A 24,566-nucleotide genomic window follows, 5' to 3' on the forward strand; every position below is an offset into this window, starting at 1 on the left:
CGACCCCCCGACCCCCCGCCCCGCGTACCCTGGGCGCATGACGGCGACAGCAGACCTCTACGACGAGCGCGGCGACGAGCTGGACTCGCTGTCGCTGCAGCTGCGCGACTTCGGTGGGCGGGTGGTGTTCGACGGACCCGTGCGCACCGTTCGGTGCCACCGCGACAACGCGCTGGTGAAGTCGATCCTGGCAACGCCGGGCGGCGGCGCGGTGCTCGTGATCGACGGTGGCGGATCCCTCGAGTCCGCGCTCGTGGGCGACCTCATCGCGGCGTCGGCCGTCGAGAACGGCTGGTCGGGCGTCATCGTGCACGGCGCGATCCGCGACAGTCAGGCGATGGCGTCGCTGCCGCTCGGCGTCAAGGCACTCGGCACCAACCCCCGCAAGAGCGCGAAGGACGGGATCGGCGAGGTCGACGTCGACCTCGTGATCGCCGGCGTCCGCTTCGCCCCCGGTAAGCACGTCTGGGCGGATGCTGATGGAGTGCTCGTCGAGCGATGACGCCCGCCTGAGACTCGACGTCGCCGCCCCGCGCCGCCGCGGCCGTGCGCCGCAACTCCTCTCCACTCGCCGCGCGCAGGAAGATCGGCCAAGCTGTCCATGGAAGATCGACTTCGGCGGGCGACGATGCGTGCGCGAGTAAGGAGGCCGTGGGATGAAGACTGCTGAGTCCCGAGAGGTTCGTGACCTCGTGTATGACACGTTCGTCGCGCAGGGCCGTCCTCCGTCGGTCGCCGAGATCGCGCGTCTCACGAACTCCGACCCGTCGCGAGTCCGACGCGTCCTCAGCGAGCTCGCCGACGCGCACGCGCTCGTGCTCTCCGAGGACGGGGATGTCATACAGATGGCACATCCCTTCACCGCCGCGCCCATGGCGTTCGTCCTCACACCGAGTGACGGGCGCGACGACCGTCGCTGGTGGGGAGGATGCGCGTGGGACTCGTTCGGCATCAGCGCGGCCCTGAACCTTGATGTCCGGATCGCTACCGCGTGCCCTCTGTGCGGTGCGCACATCAGCTTCGAAACCGGTCCGACCACTCCGCCACCGGCCGGCCTCGTGGTCCGTTTTCCGCGGCCGGCCGCGCAATGGTGGGACGACGTCGTGGCGACCTGCAGGATGATCCGCATGTTCTGCAGCACCGACCACGCCGAACAGTGGACAAGGGACCACGCGCCAGAGAACGGTCGCATCGTCGACGCCACCGTCGTGTGGCGCCTCGCCGGTCCGTGGTACGGCGACCGTGTCGACCCTGACTTCCAGCCCCACACCCGCGAACACAACCAGAAGCTGCTCGACAGCGTCGGGCTCACAGGCCCGTTCTGGCACCTTCCTTAGCCCCGGCGCAGTGCCGCGATGCCCCGGGGATGCGCCCCGGCATCCCCCGTTACTTCTTCAGGCGCCGCCTGATCTCGGCTTCCAGGATCGGGTCGGACCGCAGCGATTCGAGCGCCTGCTTCGCCTCGGGTCGTCTCGAGCGCCGGAGCGCCGAGATCAGGAGTACGCGGCTGCGGCCGAGGCTCGGGTCGCCGATCAGCTCGATGACCTCATCGATGCGGCCGCCCGCGGACTGGTCGATGGCGGCCGCGAACTGCTGACGCACCCGGTCTGAGGTCTCGGCCCGAGAGGCCGCGACGAGTCGGGCGAATTCTGCATCCGATGCCTTCTTTCCTCCCAACGCTGCCGCCATGCGCGAACGGATGTACTCCGAGTAGTCACGCCCGAGGTGCTCGAAGAGGATGTCTCGCATTCCCGGATGCTGATCGGCCTTGCCGTGCAGGTGGTGCACACCGTTCGTGTCGACGCCTATCGCCCGCAGGTCCTCGATGATGGGGCACTCGTCGTCGGCGGTCGGCGTGGTCCCGGGCGGGGGTGGCGGTTCGGGATGGGTGCCCGCCTTCTTCATCTGTTCGATGAGCTCGGATGCCGTCACGATGGACCCTCCCGTCGGATCGAGCGCCGGAGGGGTGGGGCCCCTCGCAGCTGTGATCAGAGGATACGGCGGAAGTGCGGTCGCGCGGCCCGCTGTCACTCGAGGAGGTCGGCGTGCGTCACACCCACGAGGTCGTGATCGTCATGGCGATCGCCCCGACTCCGAGCACCAGGGCGACGACAGCGACCGCGGCGTGCTCCACGAAGTCGCGCGGGCACCGCGAGTCGAGTGCGATCGCGCCGGCGAGCACCGCGGCCGTGCCGACGATGACGGTGGGCGCTTGCATCTCGGTTCCGAGCAGCACGAGCAGATGCGCAGACGCCGCGATCATGAGAGCGGCGGCGGCGTTCATGGCGGCGACCGTACCCGCAGGCGCGACGTGTACCCAGTCTTTGGGGCCGGGTGCACGTTAAACGAACCGAAAGCCCGCACGCGGTCGCGCCGCCGGGTCGGCGCGTCAAGGTACCCTCACTGAGGCATATCGTGGCGGGCCGACGACTCGAGTCTCACGCCCGACGAGCGCAGTTCGAGTGCCGCGAGCGAGTGGATCACGGTCATCTCCTGACGGCGCCACGCGCCGGCCGGGTCGGGGTGGAGTCGGGCGAGGTCGGCGAGGCTCTGGCGGGAAAGAGCGCGCAACGCAAGCAAGTCCACGCTCGAAGACTGTCTCAACAGCGTCTTCATGCTTCCCGCGCGTCGGATGAATCGGATCCGCGGAATGAGCCAGAAGGCGAGAATCGTCAGAGTCGGGAGCGCTGCGATTCCGACGCCGAGTCCGAGCGCAAGGCGCTGGACGGCATCCTGCTGAGCCTGGCCCGCCGCCTCGAGGTCTGCCCCCGCACCCGCGGCCGACTCGAATGGAGCGCGGATGCCGTCACCGATGAGCGGCACGTCGCCGAGGGTCCCGCTGATGTCGGTCATCGTCCGCTCGAAACCGGCGCCGGCATCCTCCATCTGCACCCCGAAGGAGGCGAGATTGATCACGAGTCCGTAGATGACGATCCCGAGAGTTGTCCACGCGGCGATCGCCGCCAGCGCGATGACGTCGACGATGATCTGACGGGTTCGATGATCCGCGTAATCCGAGTACACCTTCATGCAGCCATGCTGTCGCACGATCGCGGGCGCGGGTCCGCGCTCCTGCAATTTCGGCGGGCCGAGGCAGGCCGTGGGGCGCAGTATCGGTAACTGGTGTCGCTCGTGGGCCTCTGGCTCGATGGAAGGTACATCCGCTTGAGATCGAGGCGCAACTGCTGCCCGCATGGGAACACCCCGACGAGCAGCACGCCCTCGACGTCCAGCAGGCGCTGTGGGACACGGGGGTCATGCGCGCGGCAGCGGCGTTCGACTGCCTCATTGCGGCATACGCGGTCGTCAACGACGCTGTCATCCTGAACTCCGACCACGACTTCGGGTTCATCGAGATCGCCACGCGGGGCGCGGTCCGGCAGGAGTGCGTGGCGGCGTAGGGGACTTCCGACCCGACCGCGACGTGGTAGTTCAGAAGATGTGTGCTTCGCATGCGGCGAGGAACGCCACGCGGCGGCGCCGCAATTCGCGGTAGACAGTGGCACGGGACACATTGAATAGCTCGGCGATTTCGGTCTGGGTGTACTCACCCCGGTCCTGGACGTCAAACAGGAGCTTCCGCTGCGTCATCGACAGCTTTGGCTGCTTACCCTTCAGGTGACCCTTTGCACGCGCCACCGCCATCCTTTCTTTCGTGCGCATGCTGATCAGGTCGCGTTCGAACTCGGCGACCACGGCAAGCACGTTGAAAAGCAGCCGCCCCACTGGATCTGTGGGGTCGTACCTGCTGCCGCCGAGACTCAGGGCGACGCCTTTCGTTGTCAGTTCGTCGGCTATGTCGCGTGCGTCCCTCACCGATCGGGCGAGCCGGTCGAGTTTGGTGACGACGAGCGTGTCACCTTCCCGGACGGCGGCGAGCGCTTCGCGCAGTCCGGGCCTGGCCCGGTTGGTGCCGGTCAGCCCTTGATCGACGTAGATGTTCGAATCGAGAACTCCCAGTCGCAGCAATGCGTCTCGCTGCGAAGTCAGGTCTTGATCCGCTGTGGAGACCCTGGCGTAGCCAATCAGTATTTCGTTCATGCCGCCGACGGTGCCACCGTCACGGCAGAGGCGCACCCGGGTTGGATCCCTTTGCGGGCAATGCGCGGTTGAGGGGCGGTGGCGTTCCAGCCGCCCCCGTAGCGACCGGTGCGGTGTCGTGGTCGGGGGTCAGGGGAGGAGGTCGAGCATCTTCGGGCGCGCCCTCATGGCGTGGATCACGAGCTCGTTGCCGCTGTCGAAGACAAGGACCACGGTCTCGAGCAGGCGTCCATGTGTGTCGAAGCCGAGTCGGAGCTGGCGAGCGGGCGAGTCGTCGTCGAGGTCTTCGATCCATACGGGCCAGGAAGCCGCTTGCCGGATGTCGTCGGGCGCGATTCCGTGTTTGAGGGCGGCGTCGTGGATGTTCACGCCGCGTACGCGGCGATCGCCTCGCGGATCAACTCCGACCGGGACTTGTGTTCTCGAGCGGCGCGGGCGTCAAGGGCGGCGAGCTCGTCGGCGGTTAGGCGGAGCGCCACCACTTGGGCGGGCTCCGCGCCCCGTCCTGGCCGTCCGCGTCCCCGGCGCTTGAGAGCGTCGACGTCGTAGCCGGCTTCGGCCTCCGCTGCCCATGCCGTGATCTGCTCTTCGGTGACCGGTACACCGTTGATCGTCTCGCCGCTGCTCATGGGTGAATCGTAATACGAAAAACTACTTCTCTCCAGGTCTCCGGCGCTGTGAATCGGCCGCTCGGATCTCCCGTGACTGCGACCTCCGGCAAAGTGCAGCGGCGAGTGGGTGCGGTGAGGTTGGTTCAGAAGATATGTGCGTCGCAAGTGGCAAGGAATGCCACGCGCCGGCGGTGCAGTTCGCGGTAGACCGTCGCGCGGGACACGTTGAACAACTCGGCGATCTCCGTCTGGGTGTCCTCGCCGCGATACTGCACGTCGAACAGGAGCTTCCGCTGCGTGGTCGACAGCTTGGGTTGCTTGCCCTTCAGGTGGCCCTTCGCGCGTGCAACAGCCATTCCTTCCTTCGTGCGCATGCTGATCAGGTCGCGTTCGAACTCGGCCACCATGGCGAGCACGTTGAACAGCAGCCGCCCCACCGGGTCGGTGGGGTCGTACCTGCTGCCGCCGAGACTGAGCGCGACGCCCTTCGTCGTCAGCTCGTCGGCGATGTCACGTGCGTCCGGCACCGAACGGGCGAGCCGGTCGAGCTTCGTGACGACGAGGGTGTCGCCTTCCCTCACGGCGGCGAGGGCCTCTCGAAGTCCGGGCCTGGCGCGGTTTGTGCCGGTCAGCCCGTGATCGACGTACATGTTCGAATCGAGGACCCCGAGTCGCAACAGCGCATCCCGCTGCGATGTGAGGTCCTGATCGGCGGTAGAGACTCTGGCATAGCCAATCTGTATTCCATTCATGCCGCCGAGCGTGGTCCCCGCAGCGCGCAGGCGCACCTGGGATGGATCCACTTGCGAGCGCTGCGGCAGGCTGGTGTCAATCGACCCGACTACGGACCCACGTCTGGGCCCGCCAGACGATGTTGTACAGATTCCACGGTGCGTCGTCGATGGGCTGCCACGGCTGGCCGACATGCGCCGTCCACTCGGGGAGCTGTCCGCAGCAGATGCGGTGTCCGAACATGCGGAAGATGGTGTTGCAGAGCAGGCGACCCATAATGGCCCTTCGATCGGCGCGGCCCCAGACGGGGCTAGCGTTGCCAATTGCTCATGCCGTCATCGTAGCCGGGCTGGCATCTCTCGAACCGCGCGCTGCTGTTTCAATCTCGATCCTCAATCGGGCAATGCGCGAGAGGGGAACGACGCGGACAGACTGGGGAGGCGTGCGCTTGGGGCACCCGTTAGCGTGACCCTGACGATATTCGCGTCAGTCGGGCACTGCCGCCCAGTAGGACTCCGAGCGGCGGGACGATCGGGACGCGGGATCGCCATCGAGGTGCGCTTGACGCCGTTGTCGCGGGTGACCGGGGTTCCGTGGTCCGGCTGTACGTCGTAACGTGGCCGCCAGCGCTGGGCACCTGCAGGCTGAGGAATCTGCGAAAGGGAGCATCCACATGAGCGATGACGAGAGCAGTTCAATCCGCATCTCCGCCGCCGAGTTCCACCGGCAGCCGGGCGTTGCGGATTGGAGGGTACCGGCGACGGGGCCGCAGGCCGTGTTCGCCGCGACGTCCCTCTCGCACGCGGCCGGTCTGGTCGCTCCGGTGCTTGATGCCGCCGAGCGTGTGGGCATCCTTCCGGACCTCGATGTCCGTCCCGAGGGTGTCGTGGTGCGCGTCCCGCTGCGCGGCGCGCCCGGTATCCCGGTGGCCGCGGTGGCATTCGCGGCCGAAGTGTCCCGCGCGGCCGCAGACCTGCATCTGGTGCCCACTCCGTCCCGGGTGCAATCCATGTCGCTCTACGTCGCCCAGCACTCGGCGGCGGACACCCGCCCGTTCTTCGCCGCCGCGCTGGGTTACGAGGAGCTGGACGAGACGGATGCCATCGATCCGCTGCGCTGCGGACCCCAGCTCGCGTTCAACCCGATCGGCGGCGACGTGGCGAACCGGGGGCGCACCCATCTCGACGTCTACGTTCCGGCCGACCAGGCTCGCGCCCGGGTGGATGCCGCTGTCGCGGCCGGCGGGAGAATCGTCGATGACACGAACGCCCCGGCGTTCTGGACACTCGCGTCTCCCGAGAACCACGGCATCGACATCGTCCCCTGGACCGACATCCGCGAATGACCGAGGACGCCATGGCCACCGCACACGTGATCAGACCGCTCACCCCGGAGACCTTCCCTGCATGGCTCGCGCTCGCGCAGAAGCACAACGGGGTGTGGGGCGGATGCTACTGCTCGTACTTCCACGCCGACACCGAGCACACCGTCAAGGACGACTACGACCGGGCGACATTCAAGCGGCGGCTCGTGGACGAGGGCGTCGCGCACGCCGCGCTCGTGTTCAACGGAGACCACGCGATCGCGTGGTGCGAGTTCGGCAGCCCGGCCGAGCTGCCGAATATCTACCACCGCAAACAGTACGACGCCGGCGAGAACAACCCGGCGCCCTGGCGGATCACATGCTTCTTCGTCGATCGGGACCACCGACGCTCCGGCGTGGCCCGGGAAGCGCTGGACGGCGCGCTCGAGCTGATCGCGGCGGCCGGCGGCGGCGAGGTCGTCTCGTTCCCCAACGAACTCGTCCCCGGCAAGCGGACATCATCGTCGTTCCTCCACAACGGCACCCGCGCCATGTTCGAGAAAGCGGGGTTCACCTTCGAACGCCACATCGGCAAGAGCAAGACCGTCATGCGAAAGACGGTGCCGTCCGCCCGCCCATGAGACCCGTGGCGATCCCCTCACGGGCAATGCCCGGAAGCGGGGCCGGCTCGTGCGCTCGCTCTGTCATCGGAACGCGGGGATTAGCATCCCGAGCGCCAGCGTGGTCAGCATCGCGAACGGGCTGAGCAGAAGGGCAAGCGCCCATCCAAGACGGCGGTTGCGCGCAGCGGCGACAGCCGTCCGGAGTTGCGCGAACGCGACGAGGTCGGGTTGCGGGATTGCGGGATTGCCCCAGGTCGCTGGTGCTGCCGCGATACGGCTCAGCGTGTCGACGTCGCTGGCGGTGAGTACGGCGGTCCTGCTTTGCAGCCACTGAGGCAGACGCGCAGCGTTCAAGACGATGATGCGTTCTGGCCGTTCTCGGATGGTGAGTCTGCGGGCGGCAACGATCGCGATCACCGGCGTGATATCGACAGGATGCCGTGCCGCTTGCGTGAGGAGTTTCCCGACGCGTCGCGCTTCGTATTCCGCGTTGCGGAGGTGGTCCGTGCGCTGCCCGTTGACCAGCAGCCGCCGGGATGCGACCCAGACGTTCCCACCTTCATGGAACTTGGAATTGATCGTGAAGACGCCGCCGGGCCCGATGACGATGTGGTCGACGTCACTGCCGGCGGTGCCGACGGGTATGGCGTGGATCGCGAGCCATCCGGGGCCGAGCTGATCGAGTAGACGGGCGACCTCCAGTTCGCCGAGTGCGCCGAGGTACCAGGGTCGGCTTTCAACACTCAGCGGGCTCCGCCCGAAGAATCGCTGCGCCCCGGTGCGCGCGGGGGCCGACGACTGGATCCGAAGTGCTTCAGCGATCACCGACGACGCCGGGGCCCGCAGTCGGAGGACATCAGGCGCAGGCGGTCGCTGGGTCCGAAGTTCGGCCACGGGCGCGGCCTCAGCGGGTGCTTTGGTTGCGGGCTTGCACTGGATACACCGCACTGTCCTGCGATCGCGCTCATAGATCGCGTCCGTCCCCGCGGTCAGCGATGCGCCGCACAAGCGGCAGCGGCCGGCGTATCGGAGCAGCATGCGGCGGTCGTTCGCCTCACCGATCGGCTGCACCATGGCGCGATTCTATGGGTGACCCGTCGACGCTCAGCCCTTCGGACGCGGGCGCCCCAGCCGGGGAGGCCTGGCATGCTGTGTTCGTGGCCCAGCAGAACGACCTCGTCGCCGTCCTCATCGACGCAGACAACGTCTCCCCGACACGCGTCGGCGCCGTGATGACCGAGATTGCCCAGTACGGGACCGCATCGGTCAAGCGGGTGTACGGCGACTGGACGAAGCCGCAGCTCGCGAGCTGGAAGTCGGCGGCGAGCGAGCACGTCATCCAGCCCATGCAGCAGTTCGCGAACACTGCAGGGAAGAACGCCACCGACAGCGCGCTCATCATCGACGCGATGGACCTGCTGTATGCCGGTCGGTTCCAGGCGTTCTGCATCGTCTCCAGTGACAGCGACTTCACCCGTCTCGCCTCCCGTATCCGTGAGGACGGTGTGACCGTGTACGGGTTCGGTGAGCGCAAGACGCCTGAAGCGTTCCGCAACGCCTGTGACCGATTCACCTACCTCGACGTGCTCGCCGAACCGTCGACCGATGTCGCCGACACTGCAGCATTGAAGGTCCGCATTCCGACGGCGAAGCTCCGCACAGATGGCCCCCTGGTCAGCGCACTCCGCGCAGCGATCGGCGGCGCCTCCCAAGATGACGGATGGGCCGACCTTGCGGCGGTGGGATCGCTGGTCCGCAAGCAGCGGCCCGACTTCGATTCTCGCAACTGGGGATATGCGAAGCTCTCCGAACTTGTCCGCGAGATCGGACTCTTCGAGGTCGGACCTCGCCCCGGTGGCGGCGTACGCGTCAAGCTCTCCCCACAGAAGAAGTAGCCAACCGGAGCCGGTCGGATCTTCGACCTGGCAGCTCCGAAAGGTGCGTGCTCAGCTGCCGCCCGCGACTCGCAGGTCGGCGCCGGTCGTGAACGCGGCGCCGGGGCCGAAGAAATATGCGACCGCGTCGGCGACCTCGTGCGGATACGCGGCACGGCGCAGAGGGATGCCCGGGGCGCGCTCGTCGGGAGCGTTCGGGCGTCCACCGTCGGCGTGGATGGTCGTGTACGTCGTCCCGGGCGAGACGGTGTTCACCCGCACGCCCTGCGGGCCGAACTCCTTGGATAGTCCGATCGTCATCGCGTTGATCGCGGCCTTGCTCATCGCGTACGGCACATACGTGTTCGGCGCGCCGGTGGTCGCCGCGCCCGAGGAGATGTTCACAATCGTGCCCCCGTCGCCGCCGCGGTCGGTCGACATGGCGTCGAGCGCGGCGCGCGAAAGAGCGATGGGAGCGAGGACGTTGATGCGGAGCATCCGCTCGACCTCGTCGAGATCGACATCGAGGTAGTCGCCGATGCGGATGATGACGCCAGCGTTGTTCACGAGGCCGGTCAGCCGGCCGAACTCTTCCAGCGTCGCCGGGACGATACGCGCGACAGCATTGAGGTCGCCGAGGTCCGCCTGCATGAGCAGCACCGTGGCACCCAGGGCGCGGCAACCTGCGGCGACGGCCTCGGCTTCGTCGCGCGCGGCGCGGTAGGTCAGCGCGAGGTCATGGCCGTCCGCGGCGAGGCGCTCGGCAATGGCCGCGCCGATGCCACGACTTCCCCCGGTGATGATCGTGACGGGCCGGGACCCAGAAGAGTGCGCCATGACGTAAGCCTAGATTTATCCGACGAGACGCCAGGATCCCCTTGCGGGCAATGCACGCTGAGCGGAGGGCAGCGTGCGTTCGCCTCGTCGCCCCTCGTCGAGTCTCAACGAGGCGTTTGGGGCAGCGGCGTCATTCCGGCGGGCAGGTGCGATCCGCCGTGTCGTCGTAGGTGGGTACGGGGCGGTCCGCGGCCTGCTCGGCCGTCGCAGCAATGCCATTCTCTGCGATGTCGTTGATGAGCCAGTCCATCTCGTGGATCTCGCGCTTCTGCGCTTCGCTGATGTTGACCGCGAGTTGGCAGACGCGATAGTCCTGGATCTGTGCACGCTCTGAGCGGGTGATGGCGAGCGAGTGGTGCGGGATCATTCCCTGCATGAAGGCGGTGTCGTCGACCGTGATCTGGCTGCGGTCGAGGGCGATCCCTCCGCCGATGAGGACCACGCCGGCAATGATGATCGCGATGTTCGCTTTGGTGTTCTTGTACATGTTGAGCATCCAGCCGAGCATGATGAGGACCATCGTGCCTCCCATGGTGAGCGCCATGAAGATGCGGCTTTCGCTGAGGCGGATGTGGCTCCATTCCCAGGAGCCGGCGAACATCACGAAGTACATGATGACGACAGCGGTGAGGATCATCGCGCCGAAGCGGATGTACATGCTGACGGACCCGTTCTTCTGCTGCTTCTCCTGGTGAGTGCCGGAGTGCTCATCGTGGTGGGACATCTGTATCTCTCCTTGTTTCGTGAGGTGGCGAAGGATCGTAGGTGGCGGGGGCTGCTAGGGCGAAGGGGGTGACGGGAGCAGCGTGAGGCCGCTGTCGTCGACGACGAGCAGGTCGCCAGTGTTGGTGATGGCGATCGCTTGGGCTTGACCATGCACGGTTCCTGCTTCGCTCCAGGAGGGGGCTCCGGCGGTAGTCGTCCAGATCTTTCCGCCGCTGCCTACCCCCACGACGCGTTGATGATCCGGTGACACGCCCAGCAGCGCGATGAGCGGCGTATCCGCCCACGGGCCGAACGATGCTGCGCCGTCAGTACTGACCTGTAGCCCGTCGGGTGTCGACGCGATGACTCTGCCGGTGGCGTCCGCGACCAGGTTGAACGCCGATATGGAACCGCCCGTAGGTGTCCAGGTGTCTCCTTCGTCGGTGCTCACCAACACATCCGAGGAGTCGGTGGCAAGCCCGTACACCGTGCCGTCCGGGGCGGTCGCGAGGACGTGGAAGTCCTTTTCTCCCGTGAACGCGACCGGAGTCCAACTACGACCGGTGTCGGTGCTGCGGATGATGCCCAGGTGTGGGGTGCCGAGTTCGGGAGGGGTGGTGCGGCCGGGGTGTCCCGAGGCGAGCAGGATGTCGCCGACGGCGGTGAGGCCCATGGCGTCGAAGCGGGGGCCGTCGACTCGGGGGCCGAGTTTGCCGTCTTCGGTTGCGGTGTAGATGCCGTCGTGCGTACCGATCAGGAACCCCGACCCGGACGGGTCGGCGACGACGTTATGCGCGTGTTCGATCGTGGACGTGGCGTGGTCGTCGCCGGTGGAGGGCGTTTGGGCAGCGCACCCGGCGATGAAGATGAGCGCGGCGACCGCGCCCGCAGCGAGGATGCTGCGACGCGCGTGGTGATGCCGCAGGGTCGATGTCAGAGTGCGATGAAGAAGCATATGGCGTTGCTTTCGGAGTCGGTCGCTTGCGGGTCGGCGCACTGTAACTGCACCGACCGGCGCGCAACGGGTCAGAGGCTCCCGAGCAGCTCCTGCATGGTGGCGATTTCCGCGGTCTGCGTGTCGATGATGGTCTGCGCCATCGCGATCGCGTCCGGGTTCTTCCCGTTGTCGACTTCGTCCTGCGCCATCTCGATGGCGCCTTCGTGGTGCATCGTCATCTGCTCGAGGAACAGCCGCGACGCCTCCGCGCCGTTAGCCGCATCGAGGGCCGCCATGTCGTCGTTACTCATCATGCCGCCGCCGTGGTCCATGCCTTCCATGGTGCCGGTGTCGCTGTCGGCGCCCCATTCGTCCAGCCACTCTTTCAGCTGGTCGATCTCGGGCTGCTGCGCGGCCTTGATCTCGGACGCCAGGGCAAGAACGGCCGGGTCGATGCCTTCCTTGTCCAGGATCATGTCGGACATCTCGACGGCCTGTTCGTGGTGCGGGATCATCATCTGCGCGAACATCACATCCGCGTCGTTGAAGTCCGCTGTGGCTGCGGACGAGGGGGACGGGGCGGAGCTGTTGCCGTGGTCCATGCCGGGCATGGACTCTGAGCCTGTGCCGCCGGCGCAGCCGGCGAGGGTGAGTGCGGCGGCGAGGGTGAGTGCGGCGGTTGCGGTGGTACGGATCTTCATCAGGGTTCTCCAATACAGGGGTACGTGAAAGCAGCGCCGGTCAGGGTGACGGGCGTGCGGGTGCGGGAGCCGGACACGAGGGGTCGGCTCGGGCGCATCACGTACGGCTGAGGCAGAGAACGGTGAGTGAAGGTGGACGCAGCGCCGGCCTGGTGAACAGTGCCGTCAGGACCGAGGGTTTCGGTCGCGGGAGGATCGACAACCATCGCGTGACCGCGCCGGGCCGCATCAGCAACAGCACGGTCGCCAGAAGTGCCAGCACGCACGCCATCGCGAGCATGTCGGAGTGTCCGCTGCCGCACTCCGCGCACGGCTCGTCGGTTGCCGTATGCCCCGTGTGGTGGTCGGTGGCATCGGTTGGGGCGGCGGAGGTGACTGTGGTCGAGTGTCCCGCTTCTGTCGCGGTGTGGGCGTTGAGGGAGTGCATGGCCAGCAGGCCCACGATGACCGCGCCGGTGACCGCGATGAGCAGCAGCAGCGTGCGGGCCACAGACCGGCCGGTGCGAAGCCGGTCCGTCAGTGCGATCAGCGACATGTCACCTCCCTCCCTTCCACGGTACGTCACACCCGTCAGCGTCGGATGACCGCGTCGGGGCTGAGATCCAGCCGGCGCAGCAGCTGGGCGTTGAGGGCAACGACGATCGTGGACAGGGACATGAGGATCGCGCCCACCGACATCGGCAGCACGAAACCGATCGGGGCGAGGACGCCGGCGGCCAGGGGCACCGAGATGAGGTTGTACCCGGCAGCCCACCACAGGTTCTGCTTCATCTTCCGGTAGCTCGCGCGGGACAACTCGATCACAGACAGCACCGAGCGGGGGTCGTCGCTGGCCAGGATCACCCCCGCCGAGGCGATCGCGACATCCGTGCCGGCGCCGATGGCGATACCGACATCGGCCTGCGCGAGAGCGGGCGCGTCGTTCACACCATCGCCGACCATCGCGACCTTGCGTCCCTCGTCCTGCAGCTGCTTCACCTTGGACGCCTTATCCTCCGGCCTCACACCGGCGAAGAACCGGTCGATGCCCAGTTCAGCAGCCACCGATGCGGCGACAGCATCGGCGTCACCGGTGATCATCACGACCTGCACGTCACCGGCGTGCAGGGCGTCGATAGCCTGCCGGGACTCGGGGCGGATCTCATCGGCCAGCCGCAGCGCACCGGCGACCTTCCCGTCGATGAGGACATGCAGGATGATCGCCCCCTCCTCACGCCAGGTGTCAGCGACGGGCAGCTCCTGCGTGTCGGTCTGCTCGAGCAAGTACGGGCCACCGACCTGCACCACCTGGCCGTCGACCGTCGCGCGCACCCCAACCGCGGGTGACGACTCGAAATCCGTCGAACCCGGCACGGACAGACTCTTCTCCCCCGCAGCGGCGACGATGGCTCGGGCCAACGGGTGCTCGGAATCGGCCTCCGCGGCGGCCGCGAGGGCCATCAGCCGGTCGGCGTCGATCCCGTCTACCGATTCGATAGCGGTGACGGCGGGCGCGCCCTTGGTGAGGGTGCCGGTCTTGTCGAACAGCACCGTGTTCACGGTGCGCATGCTCTCCAAGGCCAGACGGTCCTTGATCAGCACCCCGCCGCGGGCGGCCCGCTCGGTGGCGATGGACACCACCAGCGGGATTGCCAGGCCGAGAGCGTGGGGGCAGGCGATCACCAGCACGGTGATGGTGCGGATCACCGCGTCATCAGGAAGCCCAACCAGGGTCCACACCACGGCGGTGATCGCTGCGGCGGTCAGCGCGAACCAGAACAGCCACCCGGCCGCACGATGGGCGAGGCGCTGCGCCTTCGACGAAGAGTTCTGCGCCTCGGTGACCAGGCGTTGGATGCCGGCGAGGGCGGTGTCCTCCCCGACCGCGCTGATCTCGACACGGATGCCGGAGTCGGTGGCAACGGTGCCGGCCACGACCGCATTCCCGCCGCTTCGGCGGACAGGCTTGGACTCGCCGGTGATCATCGACTCGTCCATGCTCGCCGAACCCTGCACCACCCGACCGTCAGCCGGAACTCGTCCACCCGGGCGCACCACAACGACGTCGCCGACCTGCAGATCCGCGGGCGCAACCGTGACGGTGGTGTCCCCGTCCACCTTCTCCGCCTCGTCCGGGAGGAGAGCGGCAAGAGAATCCAGGGCGGAGGTGGTCTGCGCGAGCGAGCGCATCTCGATCCAGTGCCCCAGGAGCATGATGACGATCAGCAGCGCCAGCTCCCACCAGAAGTCCAGCTCGTGATCCAGCAACCCGAGGCTCGCGCCCCAAGACGCCACGAACGCGACGGTGATCGCCAACCCGATCAGCAGCATCATGCCGGGCTTACGGGCACGCAGTTCGCTGACCGCGCCGGTCAGGAACGGGGCACCACCCCACACGTGCATGACAGTGCCGAGAACCGGTGAAATCCAGCCCACCCATGCCCCGTCGGGCAGCGGGTACCCGAGCAGCATCGAGAACATGCCCGAGAACGCCACCACCGGGACGGCGAGAATCAGATTGATCCAAAACAATCGACGGAAGCGTGCGACATGGTCCGCACCATGCCCGGCGTGCCCACCATGGCCACCGTGCTGCATCCCCTCGTGGACGCCGCCGTGTCTCTCATCGGTGCTGTGCTGCGCGGATGTGCGGTGTGCGTGGTGGTCGCCAGCGGTCTCGGACTCTGCGACCGTCGCTCGGGCGCCCTGAGCGGCGTCGTCATCGCCTGCGCTGGTCGGCGTGGAGCGGTGATGTGCGTCGTGGTCGTGCTGGCTCATGACGAGCGTCCTTCCACTGTTCGCATTCGACGGATGCGGGTCATCCCGGTGAGGTCGAGCTCGTCATCGAAGGTGCTCATGACGGGCTGCTGGCCAAGGCGTAACCAGCCTCCGCCACCGCCGCCTCCACAGCGGTAGCAGGGATCGGCGTCGAGCTGCGGATAGTCACCCGCGACGCACCGCCCGCGTTCAAGTCAACCGACACACCCTCTACCCCGTCGATCGCGGATAACTCCTCGGTGACGCTCGACACGCAGTGCGAGCAGGTCATCCCCGTCACCAGCACCTCGGACGTCACCGCCGCCGTGACCTCACCCACGGTCTCGGGCGTCGATGCGATCGCGCAGCACGCACAGCCGGCGCCAGCGTCCCTCAAGCCCAGGTCGTTGCGGTTCTCAGTGTTCATCATCGTCTCCTCATAGTGCGTGGGCAGGCGGGCTAGGAACGGACCAGACGGGCGATTGCATCGTTGGCTTCGCGGATCTTCTGTTCCGCGACGGCACCACCCTCGGCGCTTGCTTCGGCAACGCAGTGTGAGAGATGGTCACCCAGCAGTGACAGCGCGACAGACTCGAGTGCCTTCGTCGCCGCGGAGACCTGCGTGAGGACGTCGATGCAGTACTTGTCCTCCTCCACCATCCGCGCGATCCCACGAACCTGACCCTCCGCGCGTCGCAGCCGCTTCAGCAGGTCATCCTTGCTCGCCGTGTAGCCGTTCATGGCAAGTACCATACCCCCCTATGGTATCCAGGACAACCCTTATCGCATCGTCGCGCCCTCGCCGAGATGCTCAACAAACCTGGAGTTTGCCGCAGAACAATGACGGGGCCTACCGCGGGTTCGATCAAGCACTCAACCCTCGGGACAGACACGAACCCAGTGCCGTCCGGAGCGCCTCAGGAGCGACGTTGGCCTCCCAGCCGTGAGGCGCAGGGGATGTCTCGCAAAGCACGACAGTTGAGTGGGCGGCAACCAAATCCCGTGAGTCCGAACGGGTTCTTCGTGTCGCCTGCGGTGTGAAGGGCGATCCGTAAACGGGCAATGCGCGATGAGGGGACGGCGGCGGGCGGCGCTTCGGCTGGGGTGTGATGTCTCGTCTTCCACGAGTGAGTAGTCATCTGATTTGATCGGGGCCATGAGCAGAAGCGGTTCACGCGTTGCCCCTGTGCTGTGGCTCGGGATCGCAGGCGTCCTCGTCGTGGCAGTCTTCTTCGCGCCGGTGGTCACAGGCGGATGGTGCGCCGGCGCTCCTGTCAGCGGATCGTCGACATGTGGAACATTTGAGCGCTCGATTATCGGGATGGACACATCGCTGTGGCCCTGGCTCCCACTGACGGTCATCGTCTGCACGATCACGGCGCTCAAGGTCCGACGACTTCGGTCGAGCCGGCCCTAGTCGATCCTCTTACGAGCAATGCTGGGTCGTGGGTCCTCGCGGGCGGAGCGCGTTGTTACGGGAGTTGCCAGAACGGTCCGGTGAGGCCGACGCTGTCGAGCAGTTGCTGGTTGTGGTCGCGGGTGTGGGGTTGGAAGTCGGGGTGGACGCGGTCGCCGTACCAGGGGCCGGCGAGGCGCCACACCGTGACCGCGTCAGCGATGTACCCGGCGCCCGGGGGGTGCTCAGTCGTCCATTGTTCGGCGTGGTCGCGGGTGCAGAACATGCGGATCATGGTGCAGGTCGCGACGACGTCGTCCCACCACTGCGCCGCCGGGCGCGGGAACCGGACGGCGAGGTCGGCCGGTGGTGGAGTGCTCGGCCCGCTGTCGAAGCTGATGTGGGCGCCGCAGTGCGGGCAGGCGGTGGCGATCTGGACGTCGAGGTTGAGGGCGGCACTGATGCCGAACGAGTCCCATGCGCACCCGCCCCACCAGCGACGGTCGTCGTGTCCGTCGGTCGGGGTGAGGACGAACGCCATCGGGGCGGCGGTGAACGGATGCGCCATCCGGACCGCGTCGCCGTCTTGGGAGAGGACGAGTGCGTGCGCGTCGGCAAGCTCCCGCAGCGTCTGGGCGATCTCGTCGGCGGGCGTCCCCGTGAGTCTGGCGAGTTCGTTGATCGAGGGGGCGCGACCCTCACCTGCGAGGGTGGCGTAGACGAGGTCGCGGACGCGGCGAGCTTCGGGCGTGTGCATCGAGATCCTTCGGTTGGTTTCTGTCGGGTCAGTGTAGGAGTCGTTCGGCGAGCAGGATGAGGCCGATGCTGATCATCAGGGCGCCGGAGACGCGGCTGACGATGCGGGCGGCCGTCGGCCTGGTGCCGAGCACGAGGTGGGCCGTGTGCGCGACGAGGAAGTAGACGACGGCGCAGCTGGCAACGTGCACGAGTCCGAGGATCGTGATCTGGACCCCGGCCGGGAGCCCGGTGGATGGGGTGAGGAACTGAGGCAGCACGGCAAGGAACAGCAGCAGCAGTTTCGGGTTCAGTCCGCTGACCCCGAACCCATTCACGCCCCACCGCCACGCCGGCACCGCCGCCACGTCCGGCCCGGCGTGAATGGCGGCCGGGTGGCGCAGGGTCCCGATACCCAGCCACACGAGATACACCGACCCGGCGATGGTGAGGACGGTCAGCGCGGTCGGGGTGGTGGCGACGAGCGCGCCGATCCCGGCGGCGACGATGACGGTCGCGAGCAGGTGCCCGGTCAGCAGTCCGAGCACCGCGGGGGTGGTGCGGCGGGCCAGGCCCGCGGTGATCGCGTACGCCCAGTCCGCGCCGGGCGTGATCACGAACAGCATCGACACGCCCCAGAATGCCAGCACCGCCCCTGTCTGCACCACGACCCTCCCTCGCCCGCCTGAAGTGTTGCAGGGACGAGATTAGGAGCGTTTCCGCGGGTGATGGTTGCAACTTCCAGGCGAGGGCCAGCGTTATGCGCAATGATTCTTGCTGTGGATGCGATTGATCGGAAGATTCTTGCGGAGTTGCAGGCGAACGGTCGGTTGACGATCACCGAGCTTGCCGAACGCGTGCAGCTCACCGTGTCTCCCTGCCACCGTCGCCTGCGCGACCTCGAAGCGCGCGGCGTCATCGCCGAGTACCGTGCCGTGCTCGACCCCGACGCGGTCGGGCTCGGATTCCAGACCCTGGTGTTCGTCACCATGCAAGGCGCCACCCGGGCCATCATCAGCCAGTTCGAAGACGCGGTCGACGCGGTCCCGCACATCGTCGACGCGCAGCGGCTGTTCGGCGAACCCGACTACCTGCTCCGCGTCGTCGCCCGCGACCTGCCCGACTTCCAACACCTATACGACGAGCAACTCAGCACCCTTCCCGGCGTGCAGAAACTGACCACCACTCTCGTCATGCGGCAAGTCGTCGAGAACCGAGCACTCCCGATCGCGGCAAGGTGAACACGCGACCGCGTCGGCATCCCTGCTGATCCTCATGCGGGCAATGCCCGCAAGCGGGTCGCGCGCGAGCACCGGAGGTCGGTCCGCTCGATGTGCGGGCGCCGGCTGTCACCTGTGGGGAGGCATATGGCTGCTTCAACGTCGGAGGCGTCGCGTAGCTTCGCCGCATGCGCCTACAGGACTCAATGAACGCCGACGCGGCTCCCGTGACGGCAACGCTCTACGAGCTTATGGAGGGTCAGCGTGCGGAGATGCGGCAGCTGCGAAAGGATGTTAAAGAGCAGCTCGGAGAAGACCTGACGCCGCATCAGCGCGCGATTCTCCTCGAAGCTGAGACCGACAGCATGTGGCACGTATTCGACGCGTTCCTCGAAGCGGTGCACAAGCTCGAGACCGGTAGAGGCTTCGCATCTACGCTGGACCTCGACGCTGACTGAGCGCCCACCTCGATTCCCGTGCGGGCGTTGCACGATTGGGGTTCGTCGCGGGCGTGCGTGAGGCCGTGCAGCAAGGCGGAGCACGCGCCATCGGCCCCGATGCGAAAGTCCGGGACAAAAGGGTTGGCGAAGCAATTAGGCACAAATAAACTGCGTGCACGCACTTTATTTGTGTAGCATTCAGGTGTGAAGTATCAGAAGCTGGGTCCGGTTATTCGAGCTGCGCGCGGCGCGCGTGGTCTCGAGCAGGCGGATCTTGCGCGCATGCTCAACGTCGGCCAGCAGGCCGTGAGCGCCTGGGAGCTGGGTAGCTCACGCCCTCGCGCGAAGCAGCTCGCCACCCTGGCTGAGATCCTCGGCGTCGGGATCGATGAGCTTCGGCTCCTCGGCGAGTATGAGCAGTCGGCTACGCCAGTAGCCCCTCCGCGAATGCTCACGCTCCCGTTGGGAGCTCTGAGCGAAGACGCGTTCGAGGCGTTCTGTCGGGACCTCGCGCGGGCGTTGTTTCCGAGGCGGGAAGTGAGTCGCAACGGATCGAGAGGCTTCAAGCAACACGGCGTCGATGTCATTGTCGATGGCGAGGGTGAACGGATTGGTATCCAGTGCAAGCGCCATGAAACCTTCGGGCCCAGTCAAGTCGCTGCTGCAGTCAGAGAGGTAGATGCTGCCGCCAACTTCGACCGCTGCGTCATTGCGCTGAGCCGAAAAGTTGCGACGCCGAATGCAAGGCTGGAGGCTGCCAAGGCTCCCGGCTGGACGATCTGGGACGGTGAGGATCTATCGAGCAGGGTGCGGTCGCTCGCTTCCTCCGATGCCCTCGCGCTTGTGGACGCCTACTTTCCTGAGCTTCGAGAGCCATTCCTGGGCATCCCTGCCCCTTCCCCGTGGCGTCGAGTGGCCGAGTTCGACACTGCGCTAGCCGGGCGCCTCGGCTACGACCGGGACTTCCAGCTGACCGGTCGGGAACGTGAACTGGAAGCATTGCGGGATCTCGTATCGCGGGGGTCGCCCTTGGCGTTCGTCGTTGGGCGCGGAGGAATCGGGAAGTCTCGGCTCCTTGCTGAACTCGGGCGCACAGAGGGCGATCGGGAAGTGCGGTTTGCCTCTGGTGACGCGCTCACTTCCGCGGCGTACGACCTGCTACCTCCCGGAGATCCCATTGTCGTTGTGGATGACGCGGGCGACACCGGACCGCGCATCGCGGACCTCGTAGCCGGTATTCGCGCCGCCCGTCCGGGAGCAACGATCGTCCTCGCAACACGCCCCCGGACCCTGCCGGAGCTTCTCGTGTCCTTGCGGGTTACGGAACATGATGCAGCTACCTGTCGAATCGACATCGGTGATCTGGAACTCGACGAGGCAGAGCGACTCGCGCGTCGCGCACTCGGTGAGGACGAGGCGATCGGCGTTGTCGAGGGGCTGGCTCGAGTTGGGTACGACTGCCCTCTGCTCATCATCATTGGTGCGCATCTTGTGCGTGGAGGGCACATACGCATTGAGGCAATCGGCTCAAGTCCGTCGCTCCGCCAGGAGATCCTCACGCACTTTGCGGACACCCTGGTCCGCGGACCTGGCAATGACGTGCGTCTTGCAGTGCTTGAGGCGCTCGCCGCGCTCCAACCCGCAAACATGGACAGGCCCGACATACTTGAAGCCTTGGGGTCAACTGCTGGGGTCGGCGAGACCGTGGCTCTGGATTGCATCGATGAGCTCGAGGATCTGGGACTCGTGATCCGGCGGGGGATGACGGTTCGCGTCGTCCCAGACTTGCTCGGCGAAGCGATTCTCGAGAGATCACTCGTCGGAAGAGGCGGCCGAGACAGGCGCTTCGCAGCGACGCTCGCGGCCAACGTGCGAAGCACTGCACTCACCAACGCGATCCGAAACGTCAGCATCGTGGACTGGCGGCGCCGGGCCGACGGACAGTCCGAACTCGCCGATATCCTCTGGGGAGCACTCGACAACGAAGCTCGCTCTGCAGGGAATTCGCAACGCATCGGGCTCGTGGCTGGCGTTCAGGATGTCGCCGGTGTGTACCCGACCCGAGCACTCGACATTGCCGAGGCCATCCTCGCAAACCCTGCACCCGACGAAGCTAGCGCGCTCTCAGTGCTCCGCGGTGACGGCGGGGTCATTACCGCCACCGACTGCAACAGAAGCCTGGCCGTGCTAGTCCGAAATGCCGCGTACACTCCCGACAACCTCGAGCGATCCATGCGGCTCCTGCGCACTATCGGCCGAGACGATCCTCGACCCGAGAATCAGAACCCCAGCCACGCGATGCGTCTGCTGCGGGAACTCGGAGAGTACGGCTCCGGTACGCCCGTGTCCTTTCATCTCGAATACACGCGAATCGTGAAGGGATGGATCGCTACAGCGGAGACTTCGCGCGAAGTGGTCCAATGCCTCGGACTGCTCAAGGCTGCACTCGCAGACGAAGTCACCATCACGCGATCCCGGCGGATGTCCATCGAATGGTCGCGCCGGTCGATCGACTTGGATGCGACCGCTCCCATTCGGCGCGCTGTTGTTGAGGCTGCAAACGAGCGGGTCGATTCCGAGCCAGCCGAAGCGCTCGCAGCAATTGACCTCCTTGAAGAGCTCCTCCGCGCCGGCGACCCCAGTGATCCCGTGACCGATGAGTTCCGGCTCGCCGCGATCACCCTTGAACGAGTGATGTCGTCACCCGCGCACAGTCCGTCCGTCCGCCTCAGCGCCTACCGTGCACTCGGCTGGCATGCGAAGTACGGCAAAGGTACGAGGCGCGATCTAGCGCGGACGACCAGAAAGCAACTGATTCGCGACGTCGATCTTCTCGTGACCTCAACCATCCGGAGCGGATGGATAGTCGACGACGAGACTGATGAAGAATTCAGCTTCGAACGCGCTCAGCACCGGAATGACGACATCGCCGCACAGGCGATTGCGGCGTGGGGCCCTCTTTCGGACACCGCCGCGCTTGCGCACCTCATGGATCTGGTGCGGAGCGAGCACCAGGCAACGCAGCAGCCAGTGTTCCCGGAGAGGCTCTTCGCCCGCCTCGTCGAAGCGCGCCCCCTTGCCGCGTACGAACTGATCGCGATCAATGACTCTCAAGATCCGATCGTTGCTGCCGCGCAGTCCGTCGCACTCGCCTCGCTTTTCAGTTCCGACCCGGACTCCGCAATGGAAGCGACCGAAGCACTGATCGACAGAGGCGAGGACGGAGCGCTCATCGTGGCGCGAGCGGTCTTCTTCCGACAAGAAGGTCCGCTCGGCGCCACACGAACTGCCGTCCTCCGCGCACTTCGTGTGCTTGACCTCAAGAGTGTCGAGCGCGCCATTGTCGGAGCACTGCGATGGTTTAACGACGCGGACCGGAGCCTCGCCTTGGAGGTCATTTTGACGACCGCCATTGCCGACGATTCGCGAATCGCGGCCGAGGTTGCTTCCGTGCTTACGGACGATCGCGTGATCTCGTGGGAGATGCTCACCGAGGAGCAGCGCGGGACGGTGCTGAGGCGACTCGAAGTCACTCCAAACGTGTCGGAGTACAGCATCGAGCAACTCCTGGCCCGACAGATCGCAGTCGACCCGCTGAGCGTGGTGAGGCTCCTAATGGCGCGTATCGACAACCCTCAAGAGGGGGTCGAACGCTTTGAGCCCATCCCTCATCCGCCCGTTCCTAGCTTGAACTTCCGAGCGAGCCCGCACTTCCGCGCGATTCTTGCTGAGCTTGTGAGATGGCTGACGATCGACGACGACGACTGGCGGCGCGCCTTCTACGGCAATGACCTCTTCGAACTCGTGGTGGGCCCAATCGACGCCGAAGTGCTCGCGGTGGTGTCCGACCTCATCGACTCTCGTGAGGAGTCGCAGGTCGCACTGGCCGCGCGCCTCCTCGGCAAAGCTGGCCATGGCTTCCTGCTGGCGAACGTGCCGTTTGTCGTTGAGACGCTTTCCAGGATCGAGACCTATCCACCCCAACTTGCACAACGAGTCAGAGCGGGGCTGAAGGGGTCAGCGGTCTACGGCATCCGGAGTCGCACCGTCGGCGAGGACAACCCAGCGGAGATCGTCCTCCGCGATGCAGCAATGACCGTTGCTAAGGAGTTCCCCGAGGGATCGGTGCCTCGCGCGTTCTATTCCGAGGTGTCAGACGATGCTGCGCGGCGTCTTGTCGACGAGAGGGAAGATGATCGGAGGCTGAGGGATCCGCGTAGCTGGTGAATGGCCGCTGACGGGGACCAGGCGCTGCGTCAACCGCCGAGATGCAGGTGAGCCCGATCGCCGTCGTCGCGCGGAAAGCGGTCGCATTGCGAACTCCATCGACCGACAACGCGCCCGCGACGCAAACAGCACCCCCGTAGGTCAGATGCCCCGCTCGCGCAGCTTCTCACCAGGGGGTCCCTATACGACGCCGGAGTAGATCTGCGAGTGCTCGACGTCTGCATCCAAGCAATGAGCGAAAGTCGCGCACATGACGACGGCCAACGCGCGGGCAGTCCGAAGTAGGTTGAGAATGTCCGGACTAGCTCGAGAACTCACATTGGAGGGGCTGACGGGAATCGGCCACTCCGCCTCTCCACGCGCCGCTGCGCGTCGCGCGGAGCCTCTGGCGGAGCGGGACCTCCCGGGTGAGGTTCGATCCGACGCCAACCACGCGAAAGGCCCCTCGCACCGCCTTCGGCGGCACGCTGGGCCTTTGGAGGGGCTGACGGGAATCGAACCCGCGCTGTCTGCTTGGGAAGCAGAAGTTCTGCCATTGAACTACAGCCCCGAACGCCGGATTACGGCGCCCCGACAGCATAACAGTCCCTCCCGGATAGGCTGAGCGGGTGCTGCTCAGCGACAGAGACATCCGGGCCGAAGTCGACGCGCGACGCATCGGGCTCGAGCCGTGGGATCCCCAGATGGTGCAGCCGTCGAGCGTCGACGTGCGCCTCGACCGCTACTTCCGGCTTTTCGACAACCACAAGTACCCGTTCATCGACCCGGCGAAAGACCAGCCCGAGCTCACGCGGATGATCGAGGTGGACCCCGACGAGCCGTTCATCCTGCATCCGGGTGAATTCGCGCTCGGCTCGACGTTCGAGCAGGTCTCGCTCCCCGACGACGTGGCCGCCCGCCTCGAAGGCAAATCCTCGCTCGGCCGGCTCGGCCTGCTCACGCACTCCACCGCGGGCTTCATCGATCCCGGCTTCACCGGCCACGTCACGCTCGAGCTCTCGAACGTGGCGACGCTGCCGATCACCCTCTGGCCGGGGATGAAGATCGGGCAGCTGTGCTTCTTCCGCCTGTCGTCGGCGGCCGAGAACCCCTACGGCTCGGGCCCGTACGGCAACAGGTATCAGGGGCAGCGGGGGCCGACGGCATCCCGTTCGTTCCAGAACTTCCACCGCACCGATGTCGGCTCGACGGATGCCGGGTCAGCCGGCCGCTGAACAGCGAAGCGGCGCCGGGGGTCGATGACCGGCGCCGCTTGCTGTGGGGAGGATCAGGCTTTGCGCTTGATGAACTTCAGCAGCCAGGCGATCACGCCGATGATCAGCAGGACCAGGCCCAGCCACAGCAGGAACTTCACGGCCTCGACGAAGACGCCGAGCAGCAGCAGGACGATTCCGACGACGATGAGGATGACAACGAGGGCAGGCATGTCCCCCACCCTTGCACCCGGC

30 protein-coding genes and 1 tRNA gene are annotated in these 24,566 nt (G+C 66.4%); 10 read left to right on the forward strand and 21 right to left on the reverse strand.

Going from position 1 to position 24,566, the window contains the following annotated elements; translation table 11 throughout:
• Positions 1–37 precede the first annotated feature (37 nt).
• Positions 38–502, forward strand: coding sequence for a ribonuclease E activity regulator RraA (rraA, locus tag ACYVF4_RS07855; protein WP_460721455.1), 465 nt, complete (start codon positions 38–40; stop codon positions 500–502).
• Positions 503–656: 154 nt separating this feature from the next.
• The gene (locus ACYVF4_RS07860) at positions 657–1,337 is read left to right on the forward strand and encodes an alkylmercury lyase family protein (protein WP_460721457.1); all 681 of its coding nucleotides are present in this window, start codon (positions 657–659) and stop codon (positions 1,335–1,337) included.
• A 49-nt stretch (positions 1,338–1,386) separates the two neighbouring features.
• Here ACYVF4_RS07860 and ACYVF4_RS07865 read toward each other — a convergent pair whose 3' ends face one another.
• The 3 genes from ACYVF4_RS07865 to ACYVF4_RS07875 all read right to left on the reverse strand — a co-directional run bounded on the left by ACYVF4_RS07865 (position 1,387) and on the right by ACYVF4_RS07875 (position 3,030).
• Positions 1,387–1,932: a hypothetical protein gene (locus ACYVF4_RS07865; RefSeq protein WP_460721459.1), complete on the reverse strand. Its 546-nt coding sequence runs from the start codon at positions 1,930–1,932 to the stop codon at positions 1,387–1,389.
• A gap of 118 nt (positions 1,933–2,050) precedes the next feature.
• Complete coding sequence (locus ACYVF4_RS07870) at positions 2,051–2,284, reverse strand: hypothetical protein (RefSeq protein WP_460721461.1); 234 nt, start codon at positions 2,282–2,284, stop codon at positions 2,051–2,053.
• Between the two features lie 116 nt (positions 2,285–2,400).
• Positions 2,401–3,030 carry a hypothetical protein gene (locus tag ACYVF4_RS07875; protein ID WP_460721463.1) on the reverse strand — a complete coding sequence of 210 codons (630 nt, stop codon included), beginning with the start codon at positions 3,028–3,030 and terminating at the stop codon, positions 2,401–2,403.
• A 227-nt stretch (positions 3,031–3,257) separates the two neighbouring features.
• On the opposite strand from ACYVF4_RS07875, the gene ACYVF4_RS07880 reads away from it, so the two are divergent.
• Positions 3,258–3,401, forward strand: coding sequence for a hypothetical protein (locus ACYVF4_RS07880; RefSeq protein WP_460721465.1), 144 nt, complete (start codon positions 3,258–3,260; stop codon positions 3,399–3,401).
• Between the two features lie 31 nt (positions 3,402–3,432).
• On the opposite strand, the gene ACYVF4_RS07885 is transcribed toward ACYVF4_RS07880, so the two are convergent.
• The 5 genes from ACYVF4_RS07885 to ACYVF4_RS07905 all read right to left on the reverse strand — a co-directional run bounded on the left by ACYVF4_RS07885 (position 3,433) and on the right by ACYVF4_RS07905 (position 5,660).
• The gene (locus ACYVF4_RS07885; protein ID WP_460721467.1) at positions 3,433–4,041 is read right to left on the reverse strand and encodes a recombinase family protein; all 609 of its coding nucleotides are present in this window, start codon (positions 4,039–4,041) and stop codon (positions 3,433–3,435) included.
• Between the two features lie 129 nt (positions 4,042–4,170).
• Complete coding sequence (locus ACYVF4_RS07890; protein WP_460721469.1) at positions 4,171–4,410, reverse strand: toxin; 240 nt, start codon at positions 4,408–4,410, stop codon at positions 4,171–4,173.
• The gene (locus ACYVF4_RS07895) at positions 4,407–4,670 is read right to left on the reverse strand and encodes a ribbon-helix-helix protein, CopG family (RefSeq protein ID WP_460721471.1); all 264 of its coding nucleotides are present in this window, start codon (positions 4,668–4,670) and stop codon (positions 4,407–4,409) included. The genes ACYVF4_RS07890 and ACYVF4_RS07895 overlap by 4 nt, the downstream gene beginning before the upstream one ends.
• 125 nt (positions 4,671–4,795) lie before the next feature.
• Positions 4,796–5,404 (reverse strand): recombinase family protein, encoded by a 609-nt coding sequence (locus tag ACYVF4_RS07900; protein ID WP_460723076.1) that lies wholly within the window; start codon positions 5,402–5,404, stop codon positions 4,796–4,798.
• A 76-nt stretch (positions 5,405–5,480) separates the two neighbouring features.
• On the reverse strand, positions 5,481–5,660 hold the full coding sequence (locus tag ACYVF4_RS07905) for a hypothetical protein (protein WP_460721473.1): 180 nt from the start codon (positions 5,658–5,660) through the stop codon (positions 5,481–5,483).
• A gap of 340 nt (positions 5,661–6,000) precedes the next feature.
• Between ACYVF4_RS07905 and ACYVF4_RS07910 the strand changes: the two genes are divergently transcribed.
• On the forward strand, positions 6,001–6,729 hold the full coding sequence (locus ACYVF4_RS07910; protein WP_460721475.1) for a VOC family protein: 729 nt from the start codon (positions 6,001–6,003) through the stop codon (positions 6,727–6,729).
• Positions 6,726–7,328, forward strand: coding sequence for a GNAT family N-acetyltransferase (locus ACYVF4_RS07915; RefSeq protein WP_460721477.1), 603 nt, complete (start codon positions 6,726–6,728; stop codon positions 7,326–7,328). Before ACYVF4_RS07910 ends, ACYVF4_RS07915 begins: the two co-directional genes overlap by 4 nt.
• 63 nt (positions 7,329–7,391) lie before the next feature.
• Here the strand turns inward: ACYVF4_RS07915 and ACYVF4_RS07920 are convergent, their stop codons facing one another.
• Positions 7,392–8,384, reverse strand: a complete 993-nt coding sequence (locus tag ACYVF4_RS07920) for a nuclease-related domain-containing protein (protein WP_460721479.1) — start codon at positions 8,382–8,384, stop codon at positions 7,392–7,394.
• Positions 8,385–8,467: 83 nt separating this feature from the next.
• On the opposite strand from ACYVF4_RS07920, the gene ACYVF4_RS07925 reads away from it, so the two are divergent.
• The gene (locus ACYVF4_RS07925) at positions 8,468–9,205 is read left to right on the forward strand and encodes an NYN domain-containing protein (protein ID WP_460721481.1); all 738 of its coding nucleotides are present in this window, start codon (positions 8,468–8,470) and stop codon (positions 9,203–9,205) included.
• A 51-nt stretch (positions 9,206–9,256) separates the two neighbouring features.
• On the opposite strand, the gene ACYVF4_RS07930 is transcribed toward ACYVF4_RS07925, so the two are convergent.
• From ACYVF4_RS07930 to ACYVF4_RS07975, 10 genes are all read right to left on the reverse strand, one after another.
• A complete protein-coding gene (locus ACYVF4_RS07930; RefSeq protein WP_460721483.1) occupies positions 9,257–10,021 on the reverse strand; it encodes an SDR family NAD(P)-dependent oxidoreductase in 765 nt (254 codons plus the stop codon).
• 130 nt (positions 10,022–10,151) lie between these two features.
• The gene (locus ACYVF4_RS07935) at positions 10,152–10,745 is read right to left on the reverse strand and encodes a DUF305 domain-containing protein (RefSeq protein ID WP_274646457.1); all 594 of its coding nucleotides are present in this window, start codon (positions 10,743–10,745) and stop codon (positions 10,152–10,154) included.
• Positions 10,746–10,799: 54 nt separating this feature from the next.
• Positions 10,800–11,681 carry a F510_1955 family glycosylhydrolase gene (locus ACYVF4_RS07940; RefSeq protein ID WP_274646456.1) on the reverse strand — a complete coding sequence of 294 codons (882 nt, stop codon included), beginning with the start codon at positions 11,679–11,681 and terminating at the stop codon, positions 10,800–10,802.
• Between the two features lie 71 nt (positions 11,682–11,752).
• Positions 11,753–12,364 carry a DUF305 domain-containing protein gene (locus tag ACYVF4_RS07945; protein WP_460721485.1) on the reverse strand — a complete coding sequence of 204 codons (612 nt, stop codon included), beginning with the start codon at positions 12,362–12,364 and terminating at the stop codon, positions 11,753–11,755.
• A 97-nt stretch (positions 12,365–12,461) separates the two neighbouring features.
• Positions 12,462–12,899: a DUF6153 family protein gene (locus tag ACYVF4_RS07950; RefSeq protein ID WP_274646454.1), complete on the reverse strand. Its 438-nt coding sequence runs from the start codon at positions 12,897–12,899 to the stop codon at positions 12,462–12,464.
• A gap of 35 nt (positions 12,900–12,934) precedes the next feature.
• Positions 12,935–15,121, reverse strand: a complete 2,187-nt coding sequence (locus ACYVF4_RS07955) for a heavy metal translocating P-type ATPase (RefSeq protein ID WP_460721488.1) — start codon at positions 15,119–15,121, stop codon at positions 12,935–12,937.
• A 76-nt stretch (positions 15,122–15,197) separates the two neighbouring features.
• On the reverse strand, positions 15,198–15,527 hold the full coding sequence (locus ACYVF4_RS07960; protein ID WP_318353150.1) for a heavy-metal-associated domain-containing protein: 330 nt from the start codon (positions 15,525–15,527) through the stop codon (positions 15,198–15,200).
• 32 nt (positions 15,528–15,559) lie between these two features.
• Positions 15,560–15,841, reverse strand: a complete 282-nt coding sequence (locus ACYVF4_RS07965; RefSeq protein WP_318353149.1) for a metal-sensitive transcriptional regulator — start codon at positions 15,839–15,841, stop codon at positions 15,560–15,562.
• Between the two features lie 731 nt (positions 15,842–16,572).
• Positions 16,573–17,253: an alkylmercury lyase family protein gene (locus ACYVF4_RS07970; RefSeq protein WP_274646450.1), complete on the reverse strand. Its 681-nt coding sequence runs from the start codon at positions 17,251–17,253 to the stop codon at positions 16,573–16,575.
• A 28-nt stretch (positions 17,254–17,281) separates the two neighbouring features.
• Positions 17,282–17,881, reverse strand: coding sequence for a LysE family translocator (locus tag ACYVF4_RS07975; RefSeq protein WP_460721491.1), 600 nt, complete (start codon positions 17,879–17,881; stop codon positions 17,282–17,284).
• Positions 17,882–18,010: 129 nt separating this feature from the next.
• Here ACYVF4_RS07975 and ACYVF4_RS07980 point away from each other — a divergent pair, with 129 nt between their 5' ends.
• The 3 genes from ACYVF4_RS07980 (at position 18,011) to ACYVF4_RS07990 (ending at position 23,118) form a co-directional block, all read left to right on the forward strand.
• Positions 18,011–18,472 (forward strand): Lrp/AsnC family transcriptional regulator, encoded by a 462-nt coding sequence (locus ACYVF4_RS07980; protein WP_274646448.1) that lies wholly within the window; start codon positions 18,011–18,013, stop codon positions 18,470–18,472.
• 167 nt (positions 18,473–18,639) lie between these two features.
• Complete coding sequence (locus ACYVF4_RS07985) at positions 18,640–18,909, forward strand: hypothetical protein (RefSeq protein WP_460721494.1); 270 nt, start codon at positions 18,640–18,642, stop codon at positions 18,907–18,909.
• A gap of 186 nt (positions 18,910–19,095) precedes the next feature.
• Positions 19,096–23,118, forward strand: a complete 4,023-nt coding sequence (locus tag ACYVF4_RS07990) for a helix-turn-helix domain-containing protein (RefSeq protein WP_460721496.1) — start codon at positions 19,096–19,098, stop codon at positions 23,116–23,118.
• Positions 23,119–23,594: 476 nt separating this feature from the next.
• On the opposite strand, the gene ACYVF4_RS07995 is transcribed toward ACYVF4_RS07990, so the two are convergent.
• A tRNA-Gly gene (locus ACYVF4_RS07995) sits at positions 23,595–23,668 on the reverse strand.
• Positions 23,669–23,726: 58 nt separating this feature from the next.
• Here ACYVF4_RS07995 and dcd point away from each other — a divergent pair.
• Positions 23,727–24,332 (forward strand): dCTP deaminase, encoded by a 606-nt coding sequence (gene dcd / locus ACYVF4_RS08000; RefSeq protein WP_460721498.1) that lies wholly within the window; start codon positions 23,727–23,729, stop codon positions 24,330–24,332.
• Positions 24,333–24,385: 53 nt separating this feature from the next.
• Here the strand turns inward: dcd and ACYVF4_RS08005 are convergent, their stop codons facing one another.
• Complete coding sequence (locus ACYVF4_RS08005; RefSeq protein WP_460721500.1) at positions 24,386–24,544, reverse strand: hypothetical protein; 159 nt, start codon at positions 24,542–24,544, stop codon at positions 24,386–24,388.
• Positions 24,545–24,566 lie beyond the last annotated feature (22 nt).

The sequence above is a fragment of the Microbacterium aureliae genome (assembly GCF_054780155.1).